The organism is Xanthomonas fragariae (assembly GCF_900183975.1).
Taxonomy (GTDB): domain Bacteria; phylum Pseudomonadota; class Gammaproteobacteria; order Xanthomonadales; family Xanthomonadaceae; genus Xanthomonas; species Xanthomonas fragariae.
In genome coordinates this window covers 3,461,142-3,473,829 of sequence record NZ_LT853882.1, presented here as the reverse complement: position 1 = coordinate 3,473,829, position 12,688 = coordinate 3,461,142, and the positions used below count along the sequence as shown (strand labels likewise).

General features: G+C 61.2%; 9 protein-coding genes, 1 other RNA gene and 1 pseudogene. 8 read left to right on the top strand and 3 right to left on the bottom strand.

The features are described from left to right. Positions 1–12 precede the first annotated feature (12 nt). From PD885_RS16190 to PD885_RS16170, 5 genes and pseudogenes are all read left to right on the top strand, one after another. Positions 13–1,911 (top strand): type IV pilus secretin PilQ, encoded by a 1,899-nt coding sequence (locus tag PD885_RS16190; protein WP_002812406.1) that lies wholly within the window; start codon positions 13–15, stop codon positions 1,909–1,911. Positions 1,912–1,973: 62 nt separating this feature from the next. Continuing rightward, positions 1,974–2,942: an IS5 family transposase gene (locus PD885_RS16185; protein WP_065975077.1), complete on the top strand. Its 969-nt coding sequence runs from the start codon at positions 1,974–1,976 to the stop codon at positions 2,940–2,942. A 171-nt stretch (positions 2,943–3,113) separates the two neighbouring features. After that, positions 3,114–3,920, top strand: a complete 807-nt coding sequence (locus PD885_RS16180) for an IS5 family transposase (RefSeq protein WP_002801519.1) — start codon at positions 3,114–3,116, stop codon at positions 3,918–3,920. A 550-nt stretch (positions 3,921–4,470) separates the two neighbouring features. Beyond that, a pseudogene (locus PD885_RS16175) lies at positions 4,471–5,256 on the top strand (IS5 family transposase). Between the two features lie 130 nt (positions 5,257–5,386). Further along, a complete protein-coding gene (locus PD885_RS16170; RefSeq protein WP_088056993.1) occupies positions 5,387–6,754 on the top strand; it encodes an IS5 family transposase in 1,368 nt (455 codons plus the stop codon). Between the two features lie 30 nt (positions 6,755–6,784). Here the strand turns inward: PD885_RS16170 and PD885_RS16165 are convergent, their stop codons facing one another. Beyond that, positions 6,785–7,591 carry an IS5 family transposase gene (locus PD885_RS16165; RefSeq protein WP_002802516.1) on the bottom strand — a complete coding sequence of 269 codons (807 nt, stop codon included), beginning with the start codon at positions 7,589–7,591 and terminating at the stop codon, positions 6,785–6,787. A 108-nt stretch (positions 7,592–7,699) separates the two neighbouring features. On the opposite strand from PD885_RS16165, the gene PD885_RS16160 reads away from it, so the two are divergent. After that, positions 7,700–8,668 (top strand): IS5 family transposase, encoded by a 969-nt coding sequence (locus tag PD885_RS16160; RefSeq protein WP_088056992.1) that lies wholly within the window; start codon positions 7,700–7,702, stop codon positions 8,666–8,668. A gap of 244 nt (positions 8,669–8,912) precedes the next feature. On the opposite strand, the gene PD885_RS16155 is transcribed toward PD885_RS16160, so the two are convergent. Beyond that, the gene (locus PD885_RS16155) at positions 8,913–9,281 is read right to left on the bottom strand and encodes a YraN family protein (protein WP_002812403.1); all 369 of its coding nucleotides are present in this window, start codon (positions 9,279–9,281) and stop codon (positions 8,913–8,915) included. A gap of 4 nt (positions 9,282–9,285) precedes the next feature. After that, on the bottom strand, positions 9,286–11,016 hold the full coding sequence (locus PD885_RS16150) for a penicillin-binding protein activator (RefSeq protein ID WP_002812401.1): 1,731 nt from the start codon (positions 11,014–11,016) through the stop codon (positions 9,286–9,288). An 82-nt stretch (positions 11,017–11,098) separates the two neighbouring features. Here PD885_RS16150 and rsmI point away from each other — a divergent pair, with 82 nt between their 5' ends. Together rsmI and rnpB are read left to right on the top strand one after the other, a co-directional pair. Next, the gene (gene rsmI / locus PD885_RS16145; RefSeq protein WP_002812399.1) at positions 11,099–11,926 is read left to right on the top strand and encodes a 16S rRNA (cytidine(1402)-2'-O)-methyltransferase; all 828 of its coding nucleotides are present in this window, start codon (positions 11,099–11,101) and stop codon (positions 11,924–11,926) included. A gap of 371 nt (positions 11,927–12,297) precedes the next feature. After that, an RNA gene (rnpB, locus tag PD885_RS16135) (RNase P RNA component class A) lies at positions 12,298–12,647 on the top strand. Positions 12,648–12,688 lie beyond the last annotated feature (41 nt).

Sequence of the window (12,688 nt, the reverse complement as noted above, 5' to 3'; positions counted from 1 at the left end):
GGGGATAGCACGATGACGTTTTCCAATGCCCAGCGGCTGCGTCCGGTGCGACGCCACGCGATAGTCCAGGCCTGCACGTTGGGGTTCGTGTTGGCACTGGCAGGCGGCAGCACACTCGCAGCGGCGGCGCTGAATCAGCCGGCGCAGGATCCTGCCAAGGTCGCTCCTGCGAGCTTGGCGGTGTCCAAGATCGATTTCAAACGCGGTGAAGACGGCGCAGGCCGTCTGATCCTGCAGTTCGACGGGCAGGGCGCCAGCCTGGACCTGCGTACGCAGGGCGATAACGTGCTGGTCGACATCGGCAACGCCCGGCTGCCTGCCGAACTGCAGCGCCCGCTCAACGTCACCGACTTCGCAACGCCGGTGCAGCGTGTCGAGGCCAAGCCGTCCGGTTCTGGCTCGCAGCTGGTGCTGTCGACCAAGGGAGCATTCGACTCGCTGGCCTACCAGACCGGCAACGAATACGTGGTCGAAATCACTCCGCGTAAGGGCCAGCCGGCAGCAGGCGGTGTGAGCGCCGCGGCGGTCACCCAGGCCGCAGCGCAAATTGCTGCGCGTGGCTACAGCGGCCGCCCGGTGACGTTCAACTTCCAGGACGTGCCAGTGCGCACCGTGCTGCAGCTGATCGCTGAAGAGTCGAACCTCAATATCGTGGCGTCGGACACCGTGCAGGGCAATGTCACCCTGCGCCTGATGAACGTGCCGTGGGACCAGGCGCTGGACATCGTGCTGCGCGCCAAGGGTCTGGACAAGCGCCGCGATGGCGGCGTGGTGTGGGTCGCACCGCAGCCGGAGCTGGCCAAGTTCGAGCAGGACAAGGAAGACGCCCGCATCGCAATTGAAAATCGCGAGGATTTGATCACCGATTATGTGCAGATCAATTACCACAGCGCGTCGTTGATTTTTAAGGCACTGACAGAAGCCAAGGGAATTGGCGGCGGCGGTGGTAGCCAGGGCGGCCAAGGTGGTGGTGGCGCGGGGCAGCAGGACAATGGGTTTTTATCGCCCCGCGGTCGCCTGGTTCCGGACGAACGTACCAATACATTGATGATCAGCGATATTCCGAAGAAGGTCGCGCAGATGCGGGAATTGATCTCGCATATCGATCGTCCGGTAGATCAGGTTTTGATTGAAAGCCGTATTGTTATCGCGACAGATACATTTGCGCGTGATCTAGGCGCGCGTTTTGGTGTTACTGGGGCAACTGGGCGCGGAATCCTCAGCGGCTCGCTGGAGAGCAACCTTAACTATTTGAACAGCTCGGCGCATTTGTTCCCGTCAGGACTCAATGTCAATCTCGGTGCAGCGGGCGGATTTACCAGCAGCACGCCTGGCAGCCTCGCCTACACCTTGCTAGGGTCGAATTTCAATCTGGATATCGAGCTGTCCGCGATGCAGCAAGAGGGTCGAGGCGAGGTTGTTTCCAATCCGCGCATCGTAACTGCCAATCAGCGCGAGGGCGTTATCAAGCAGGGGCGCGAAATCGGCTACGTGACCATCAGCGGCAGTGGTGCTGGCGGTGGCGGTTCGCAGGCCAATGTGCAGTTCAAAGAAGTTCTGCTTGAACTCAAGGTGACGCCAACCATTACCAACGACAATCGCGTTTTTCTTAACATGAATGTCAAGAAGGATGAAATTGCACGGCTCATCGATTTGCCGCTGTATGGCACCGTGCCCGAGATTAATCGTCGGGAGATCAATACCGCCGTTCTGGTGGGAGATGGTGAGACTGTTGTGATCGGCGGCGTCTACGAATTTACCGATCGCGAAAGCCTTTCCAAGGTACCATTTCTGGGCGACATTCCGTTCCTTGGCAATTTGTTCAAAAAGCGTGGCAGGAGCAAAGAGAAGGCTGAGTTGCTGGTGTTCGTGACGCCGAAGGTGCTGCGTGTGGCTAGCGCCACGCGCTAAGGAACCTCTGAACAACGCACTTCAAATGCGCGACACTACACACCTACGTTGAGGAGTCATCCATGCAACTGACGTTCGGTGACGCTGAAGGTTTGGGCAAGCGCAAGCAGACTCGCTGCGAGATCTTCCTGGCCGAGATGGAGCAGGTGGTTCCGTGGAGGCACTTGCTCGGACTGATCGCGCCGCACTATCCGGTGTCGGGGCGGCCTGGTCGACAGCCGTACGCACTGGCGACGATGTTGCGGATTCATTTGCTGCAGCAGTGGTATGCGTTGAGCGATCCGGCGATGGAAGAAGCGTTGCACGAGATCCGGACCTTGCGCCGTTTTGCCCGGCTCGGTGGTTTGGACAATGTTCCCGACGAGACCACGATTCTCAACTTTCGCCGCTTGCTGGAAACCCATGGCCTTGCAGCGCGGATGCTGGAGGCCGTCAACGCGGATCTGGTGCGCAAGGGTCAGAGCCTGCGGTCCGGCACGATCGTCGATGCAACCCTGATCGCTGCGCCCAGTTCGACCAAGAATACCGACTGCGCGCGCGACCCTGAAATGCATCAGACCAAGAAAGGCAATCAGTGGTATTTCGGGATGAAGGCACCCATCGGCGTGGATGAGTTTTCCGGGCTGGTGCACCACGTCCGTTGTACGGCTGCCAATTTGGCCGATGTCACGGTGACCCACGCATTGCTGCACGGCAAAGAAGACAGTGTGTTCGGCGACAGCGGCTACACCGGTGCGGACAAACGCGAAGAACTGCAGACCTGCAAGGCTGGTTTTTTCATTGCCGCCAAGCGTTCGACGATTCAAGCCATTGGCAACAAACGCGAGCGCCGCCAGGAAGAACGTTGGGAATACTTCAAAGCAAGTGTGCGTGCGAAGGTGGAGCATCCATTCCGGGTGATCAAACGCCAGTTTGGCTACACCAAGGTCCGCTATCGCGGCCTGGCCAAGAACACCGCGCATGTGCTGACCCTGTTCGCACTATCCAATCTGTGGATGGTGCGCCGGCAGTTGCTGCCGGCCAGGGGATAATGCTGTCTGGCGCCAGCCAACGCCGCAAGAAACCGTAGAAATCGTATCGTACGCATCAACTCTGTGCGCTATTGGCACGCAGCAGGCTCGAATTTTAGAGGTCTGGTGCGTTGTTCAGACCTTCCCTAGAGCGTGTTATGAACTTTGCCCTTGTCACGCTAACGTATACGGATGAAGCCTCGTAAGCCTTATTCCACCGATATTTCCGACGAAGAATGGGCCTTTGCGGCTCCCTATTTGACGCTGATGGACGTGCAGGCACCGCAGCGCAAGTATGAGCTACGCGCGATGTTCAACGCACTGCGGTGGATCGCGCGCGCCGGCGCACCATGGCGATTGCTTCCCAACGATTTTCCGCCCTGGGAAGCGGTGTATCAGCAAACACAGCGCTGGCTGCAAGCGGGCTGCTTTGAGGCCATGGTCAGTGATCTGCGCTCACTCTTGCGTGTGGCGCAAGGGAAAAAAGGCCAGCCGAGCGCGGTCATTTTCGATGCTCGCACGCTGCAGTCCACCTGCGAAAGCGGGCCGCGTGCTGGATACGATGGCTATAAACGCAAGAAAGGCAGCAAGGTACACATGGCCGTCGATACGCTTGGACATCTGCTCGCTGTCCAGGTGACGCCGGCTAATGAGCAGGAGCGCGCGCAAGTCCGATCGTTGGCACAAGAGGTACAACACGTGACCGGTGAAACGGTCAAGATCGCCTTTGTTGATCAGGGCTACACCGGTCAAGAACCGGCGCAGGCGGCCACGGAAGAAGGCATTGAGTTGCACGTGATCAAGCTGCAAGAAGCGAAAAAAGGCTTTGTCTTGCTGCCGCGCCGTTGGGTTGTCGAGCGCAGCTTCGGATGGGCCAATCGTTTCAGACGGCTGGCACGCGACTACGAGCGATTGCCGGAAACCTTGGCCGGTTTGCACTTCGTCGTCTTCACGATCCTGATGCTTGGAAATGCAGCCACCCTCTTTCAAAGTTCATAACACGCTCTAATACGCTCTCATGCATGAAAAGAGAAAGGCCGCGGACAGCGGTCTTTTTCTCAGGGGTAAATCGTGAAAAATAAATCGATTTTTTTCTTCTGGATGTATGATTTTTCTTTTTTCTTAAATGCAGCCATTGCATTCAAGTAACACTATCACGTCAACCGCGCACGACGGGGAAGCTACTCAGGGCGCTTCATCCATTGGGACTTTGTCATCGATTACGTATATCCAGGCGACATGCCGCGCAGGAACTGTGGGCCTAGGTTGCGGCGGACAGTATTCACCGAATGGGGTGGATTATCTCGCTTTGCGAAGGTTAGTCAGGCTTGCCCCTGATAAATGGGTGGCAGGTGGTGCGGGGTGCGGAGTAGTAAAAGGGAACCTGCGGGCTCCCTCTAACGTAATCCCGATGCGTGGTGTCCGAGAGCCGTGCGCGGCAGCATGGTGCTTGTTATCAAAAAAGCCATTATCATAAAGTGTGTCACTCACTGAATGGTACTTCTAAGAACCTGTTCACGATCTTTCCTGATTGGTGCAGACTCTGCGGATGCGCCAAAAAACCTATCCGAGCGACATGAGCCGGGAGCGTTTCGAACACATCCTCCCGATCCTAGAACAAGCGCGCAAGCGCACCAAGCCACGCCGAGTGGATATGTATGAGGTGTGGTGCGCAGTGTTGTACGTGCTGCGAACCGGTTGCCAATGGCGAGCGCTACCCAGCGACTTTCCGAAGTGGCGGACCGTGCACGCGTACTTTGCCAAGTGGGGCGAGTGCGACGATGAAGGAGTGAGCCTGCTGGAGCGGGCGCTCAAAAAATCAGGTTGGCGTGGCCCGCCAGAAACAGGAGCGCAACATCTTCAGCAGGTTCTTGATCGTGGACGCGCAGAGCGTCAAGAACACGGACACAGCCGGGCAAAAGGGATATGACGCGGGCAAAAAGGTGTCGGGCATCAAGCGGCATATCGCTGTTGATACCCAGGGTGCCCTATGCCATCGCGGTGACGACGGCGGAGGTGACCGACCGCAAAGGTGCGCTGCGGGCGCTGGAGCGCTGTCAGTCAAACTTGACGCATGTACAAAGCCTGCTGTGCGACAGTGGTTACACCGGAGTACCGTTTGCCGAAGGCGTACGAGAGATTCTAGGCGAGCAGCTCACGGTGCAGATTGCCAAGCGCAGCGAACTGCACACCTTCAAGGTCATGCCCAAGCGCTGGATCGTCGAGCGCAGTGGAGAAAAACCGAAGGCTGTGGAAGAACTGCGAGCGCAAACTCAACACCAGCTTGCAGTTCATCCATCTGGCCTTCTTGGCGCTTCTACTCAAAAGATCGTGAACAGGCTCTAAGGAGTCGCCCCTGAAAAACCCCAACCACCCAACGACCGCAAGGCCTTGATGTCTGCACCGGCGTGCCAGAACTACCAGTGTTCGCTACGCTGAAGGCTGGTTTCTGGCAATTTTCACTCATGCGTACACGCCGTCCTGCTGCCGAGCACATGCCTGCCGACGAGTTGTTTCGTTCGCGGCTGGAGAACCAGATCGATCTGCGTCATCCGCTGGCGCGGCTGAGCCAACGGATGCCGTGGGCGGCATTGGAGCAAGCACTTTCATCGCGCTTGCCGGCCACCCAGGCCGGTGGCGGTCGGCCGGCATTGCCGGTGCGGCTGATTGCCGGTTTGCTCTACCTCAAACACGCCTACGACCTGTCCGATGAAGCGGTGTGCGAGCGTTGGCTGGAGAATCCGTACTGGCAGTTCTTCACCGGTGAGGTCGTGTTCCAGACGCGTTTGCCGTGCGATGCCAGCTCGCTGACGCGCTGGCGGCAGCGCCTGGGTGAGGCCGGGATGGAAGAGCTACTGGCGCACACCATCAACGCCGCGCATGCGATGCAGGCGGTGGACGCACACGAGTTGTCGCGGGTGATCGTGGACACCACGGTGCAGGAAAAGGCGATCGCCTATCCGACCGACAGCCGTTTGCTGGAGGTGGCACGCAAGAAGCTGGTGTTACTGGCCAAGCGGCACGGCATCGGAGTGCGGCAGAGCTACGCGCGGCAAGGCCCGGCCCTGAGCCGCAAGGCAGGTCGGTATGCGCATGCGCGCCAGTTCAAGCGCATGCAGCGCGTGCTGCGACGTCAACGCACGGTATTGGGGCGGGTGTTGCGCGATATCGAGCGCAAGCTGGACCAGGTGGAACCCGGCGTGCGCGAGCGCATCGTTGTCTGGCTGGAACGTGCGCAACGGCTGTACACGCAGCGTCCGAAGGACAAACAAAAACTGTACGCATTGCATGCCCCGGAAGTGGAATGCATCGGCAAGGGCAAGGCGCGTCAAGCGTACGAATTCGGCGTCAAGGTCGGCATTGCAGTCACTGCCTGCAAGGGATTGGTCGTGGGTGCGCGCAGCTTCCCGGGCAACCCGTACGACGGCGATACCTTGGCCGAGCAGCTGGAGCAGACACGCGGGTTGCTGCAGGATGTGAGCGTAGAACCGACGGTGGCGATCGTGGACCTGGGCGATCGCGGGCGCGAAGTCGATGGCGTGCAGGTCCTGCATCGCGGCAAGGCCAAGACGCTGACGCGACGGCAATGGCGCTGGATCAAGCGACGGCAGGCGGTGGAGCCGGTGATCGGACATCTGAAAGACGACTGCAGGTTGCGTCGCTGCAGGCTGAAAGGTGCCCAAGGCGATGCGCTGCACGTGCTCGGCTGCACCGCCGGCTACAACCTGCGCTGGCTGCTGCGCTGGATCGCGTTTTTGCGTGCCTGGATGCGGGCGATGGGATGGTCATCCTTGAGCGCCGTGCCGCTGTCACCGACGGCACTTGGCGCTTGAAGGGGATTTTTCAGGGACGACTAGAGCGTGTTATGAACTTTGAAAGAGGGTGGCTGCATTTCCAAGCATCAGGATCGTGAAGACGACGAAGTGCAAACCGGCCAAGGTTTCCGGCAATCGCTCGTAGTCGCGTGCCAGCCGTCTGAAACGATTGGCCCATCCGAAGCTGCGCTCGACAACCCAACGGCGCGGCAGCAAGACAAAGCCTTTTTTCGCTTCTTGCAGCTTGATCACTTGCAACTCAATGCCTTCTTCCGTGGCCGCCTGCGCCGGTTCTTGACCGGTGTAGCCCTGATCAACAAAGGCGATCTTGACCGTTTCACCGGTCACGTGTTGTACCTCTTGTGCCAACGATCGGACTTGCGCGCGCTCCTGCTCATTAGCCGGCGTCACCTGGACAGCGAGCAGATGTCCAAGCGTATCGACGGCCATGTGTACCTTGCTGCCTTTCTTGCGTTTATAGCCATCGTATCCAGCACGCGGCCCGCTTTCGCAGGTGGACTGCAGCGTGCGAGCATCGAAAATGACCGCGCTCGGCTGGCCTTTTTTCCCTTGCGCCACACGCAAGAGTGAGCGCAGATCACTGACCATGGCCTCAAAGCAGCCCGCTTGCAGCCAGCGCTGTGTTTGCTGATACACCGCTTCCCAGGGCGGAAAATCGTTGGGAAGCAATCGCCATGGTGCGCCGGCGCGCGCGATCCACCGCAGTGCGTTGAACATCGCGCGTAGCTCATACTTGCGCTGCGGTGCCTGCACGTCCATCAGCGTCAAATAGGGAGCCGCAAAGGCCCATTCTTCGTCGGAAATATCGGTGGAATAAGGCTTACGAGGCTTCATCCGTATACGTTAGCGTGACAAGGGCAAAGTTCATAACACGCTCTAAGGAACCTCTGAACAACGCACTTCAAATGCGCGACACTACACACCTACGTTGAGGAGTCATCCATGCAACTGACGTTCGGTGACGCTGAAGGTTTGGGCAAGCGCAAGCAGACTCGCCGCGAGATCTTCCTGGCCGAGATGGAGCAGGTGGTTCCGTGGAGGCATTTGCTCGGACTGATCGCGCCGCACTATCCGGTGTCGGGGCGGCCTGGTCGACAGCCGTACGCACTGGCGACGATGTTGCGGATTCATTTGCAGCAGCAGTGGTATGCGTTGAGCGATCCGGCGATGGAAGAAGCGTTGCACCAGATCCCGACCTTGCGCCGTTTTGCCCGGCTCGGCGGTTTGGACAATGTTCCCGACGAGACCACGATTCTCAACTTTCGCCGCTTGCTGGAAACCCATGGCCTTGCAGCGCGGATGCTGGAGGCCGTCAACGCGGATCTGGTGCGCAAGGGTCAGAGCCTGCGGTCCGGCACGATCGTCGATGCAACCCTGATCGCTGCGCCCAGTTCGACCAAGAACACCGACCGCGCGCGCGACCCTGAAATGCATCAGACCAAGAAAGGCAATCAGTGGTATTTCGGGATGAAGGCACCCATCGGCGTGGATGAGTTTTCCGGGCTGGTGCACCACGTCCGTTGTACGGCTGCCAATGTGGCCGATGTCACGGTGACCCACGCATTGCTGCACGGCAAAGAAGACAGTGTGTTCGGCGACAGCGGCTACACCGGTGCGGACAAACGCGAAGAACTGCAGACCTGCAAGGCTGGTTTTTTCATTGCCGCCAAGCGTTCGACGATTCAAGCCATTGGCAACAAACGCGAGCGCCGCCAGGAAGAACGTTGGGAATACTTCAAAGCAAGTGTGCGTGCGAAGGTGGAGCATCCATTCCGCGTGATCAAACGCCAGTTTGGCTACACCAAGGTCCGCTATCGCGGCCTGGCCAAGAACACCGCGCATGTGCTGACCCTGTTCGCACTATCCAATCTGTGGATGGTGCGCCGGCAGTTGCTGCCGGCCAGGGGATAATGCTGTCTGGCGCCAGCCAACGCCGCAAGAAACCGTGGAAATCGTATCGTACGCATCAACTCTGTGCGCTATTGGCACGCAGCAGGCTCGAATTTTAGAGGTCTGGTGCGTTGTTCAGACCTTCCTTAACTTGGCGCCACGAGTGAAAGACAAAGCCCAGTGAAGCGATTGCAACGGATATAGATAAGACGCCGAGCATGTTGCCAGCATGGCCAATGATGATGTTCATGAGGGCTGACACGCTTTAGCAATCGTCGGCGCGGAACGCGTCGCGTATCCAGTTCAAGATCGGCGGTTCGCCGCTGGCTTCGACCACGTCGAAGCGACACGGCAGCGCCGCCAGTGCGGGGTAGGAGACAAGCAACAATTGCGCGGCCAGCACCAGCTTGCTGCGCTTGCGCCGGTCCACCGATGCCGCGCCGCCGCCGAAGCGGTCGTCGCGGCGATAACGTACTTCCACGAACACCAGCGATTGCCCGTCGCGCATCACCAGATCGAGTTCGCCGCCCCGGTAGTTGGCATTGCCGACCACCAGCCGCAAGCCGGCCTGTTCCAGCAGCGCGCGTGCGGCCGCTTCGACTGCCGCACCGCGCTGTCGACGCGCCGCCGACATGGCGTCAACGGCCGTCGGCGATCGGCACCGGGCGGCCACCGTTGAAGGTGGACCAGGCCGGAGTACGCAGTACGTTGCCGAAGCCATCCAGATGCAACGTGCCGGTGGCGCCGCGCAGGCCGCCATCGCTGCCGGTGACGAGTTTTTCCAGATACGCGCTGATCTTCCAGGCGTCGTAGCCGAACGCGAACAAGCGTGCGCCGGGGCCACGTGCGCTGGGCAGGGTGCTGGCGACCTGGCTGGCCGCCGGCAGCCCTGACACGCCGAGTGCGGTCCAGGTTTCGCTCGGGTAGATGATGCCGTCCAGCGCCAGATCGTCTTCAACCTTGCCGGTGCCGGACACCAACTGCGAGGTGCCCACGCGCGACTTGCCGGCGAATCCGGCCAATGCCAGCTGCGGTGCCAGCGCACGTGCCGTGTTACCGCGCACCGCCAGGAATACCGCATCGGCGGTGCCGTAATTGCGCAGCTGCGCGCTGATATCGCCCGGCGCATCGGCGACGCTGATGCTGCCGACAACGGTGCCGCCGCGCTCGCTGAAACGGTCGCCGAACGCCTTGATGGTGCGTTTGCCGTTGTCGTCGCTGGTGCCGACGATCAGCACGTTGCGGCGCTCGCGCGAGAGCAGATATTCGGCGGCCATGATGCCGTCGTCTTCCGGCGCCAGCGAGAACCCGGCGCTGCCGCTGGGCGGGGCCTTGTTGTCGGTGGGGCGGTTGAGCGCCAGCACCGGTACCGCCAACTGCCCGCGTGCGAACAGCGCACTTACCTCGTCGCGTCCGAGCGGGCCGACTACGTAGTCAACCCCGGCGCTCACTGCTTTGTCATAGGCGGCATTGGCACCGGCCGCAGTTGCGGCGGTGTCGAAAAACTGCACTTCCGGGCGGCGGCGGGTTTCGGCGTAATAGCCTGCGAGCAGACCGTCGCGGACCGGCGCGGCGACAGTAGCCAGATTGCCGGTGAGCGGCAGCAGCACCCCCAGCTTGACGGGCGGGCGATAACCGTCGCGCTCGGCGGGCGGACGCTTGCTGGTGTCAAAGCCCCATTGCGCATCGTTTTCGAACGCGCGCGGCAATGCCAGTCCGCGGCTGATCAAGGCGCGCCCGGCGAAGTTGTACAGCGGATCGCCGGCCGGCAGCGCGGCGGTGCGACCCTTGAGCGTGGCGTCGTCGAGCGCCGCGAGCAGGCGTACGATCGCGCGCTGGTTCTCGCTGTGCGCAGTGCCGGTCAGGCTGGCGTCGGCGTGCGCACGGTCGGCAGCGGCGCCGAACAGATCGCCGGTAGCTTCTAGTGCGGCGGCGTGTGCCGCCAGCCAGCGCGTCTGCAGCGGCTGGCTCAGGCTCTGCGGGCCGTCGCCCAGGGCCTGCAGAGCCTGCGCCGCCTGTTTGTCGATCACCGCCAACTCGCCGTTCAACAGCCCGAAACGGGCGCGCTCTTCGCCGCTCAGATGGCGCGGATTGACCTGCGCCATCAGCGAGCGTGTACGTGCGTCATCGCCGGCGTCGTGCCAGCCGAACGCGGCCGTGGCCAGTAAACGGCTGCGCTGCACACCACTGACACCGGCGGCCTCGGATTCTAACTGCTGTGCGGCTTGGCGCGGCTTGCCTTGGTCCAGCAATGCCAGCGCGGCGCTCTGCGTCGGCGACGCGGTCTGCGTGATGCTGCTGGTGGCGCAACCGGCGGCCAGCATCACCATCAGCGAGAGGGCGGAAATCCTTGTAATGTGCTTGTTCATTTCAGATCCATTGGACGGGGCCCGCCGGGGCGGACCGTTAAAAACGCTACGATTCTACCCTTCGCCCTACGGAATACCGTCGATGACGCCCCACGGAACCTTGCACGTGGTCGCTACGCCGATCGGCAACTTGGCCGACCTGTCGCCGCGTGCGCAGGAGGTGCTGCGTGGCGTGGCCGCGATCTGCGCCGAAGATACCCGCCACACTCGCCAATTGCTCGGCCATTTCGGCATCGACCGCCCGTTGCTGGCCCTGCACGACCATAACGAAGACGCGATGTCCGAGCGCATCGTGGCGCGCCTGCGCGAAGGCGAATCGCTGGCCATCGTCAGCGACGCCGGCACCCCGCTGGTCAGCGACCCCGGCTTTAAACTTGTACGCGCCGCACGCGCCTCCGGGATCCGGGTCAGCCCGGTGCCGGGCGCCTGCGCCGCCATCGCGGCGCTCAGCGTGGCCGGCCTGCCGAGCGACCGCTTCAGTTTCGAGGGTTTCCTGCCGGCCAAGAGCGCCGCTCGCCGCGAGCGTCTTGCGCACCTGGCCGGCGAGACCCGCACCCTGGTGTTCTACGAATCATCGCACCGCATCGTCGAGTCGCTGGCCGCCTTGCGCGGCGCCTTCGGCGACGACCGCCCCGCGGTGATCGCCCGTGAGCTGACCAAACTGTTCGAAACCGTGCTCGACGGCACCTTGGCCGAGCTGCAGGCCAAGGTCGAAGCCGACGACAACCAGCGCAAGGGCGAGTTCGTGGTGATGGTGCGCGGCGCCGCCGACGCTGCCGAAGGCCAACTGGCCGAAGGTCGCCGCGTCTACGCCAAACTCGCCGAACATCTGTCCCCATCCACCGCCGCCAAGCTGGCTGCCGAACTGACCGGTGCGCCTCGTAGGGCGTTGTATGGCGGCAATGGCTGAGGCAAGCGCTGCTGAAATCAGAAAGAAGGCGTTGGAGCCAGGTCGGTTCGAGTGGGTCTTGAGGACTTGGCCAGACGCGTTTCAACCCCCGATCGGAAATATCGAACAACCCAGGGAGCCTGCGGCGGACATTTGCTTTCGTCTTGCTGATGCGGCGCGTTACGCCGTTGAGATGACCCAACTGCTGCGTGCAGATGGCCAGGTATTCGTTCGGGCGCGTGAGAAATTGCTTGCTGCACTGAAACCTCGTAGGGAGTTCTGCAGATATCGCACGGCGGTCGTTTGACCATGATTTCGAACGCGTTGTTCTCTACGCCGAAGACAGCGACGGGCGGTGTATGGTCTGGCGATAGCGTATAGTGCGCCCTGGCGGAGTCGGCCAGACAGTCGCGTCACTCGCAAGAGTGCCGAGGAAAGTCCGGGCTCCCTAGGGCAAGGTGCCAGGTAACGCCTGGGCGGCGCAAGCCGACGGAAAGTGCAACAGAAAGATACCGCCTACGTTCCTTTCGAGGAGCCGGTAAGGGTGAAATGGTGCGGTAAGAGCGCACCGCGAGTCCGGTAACGGACCGGCACGGCAAACCCCACCTGGAGCAAGACCAAATAGGGATCCATTGGCGTGGCCCGCGCTGGATCCGGGTAGGTTGCTTGAGCGCCGCGGTGACGCGGCGCCTAGACGAATGACTGTCCACGACAGAACCCGGCTTATCGGCCGACTCCGCCACTTTCCTTTCCGGGCCTTGCCCCTCTCAGGAAAGGTGCCCA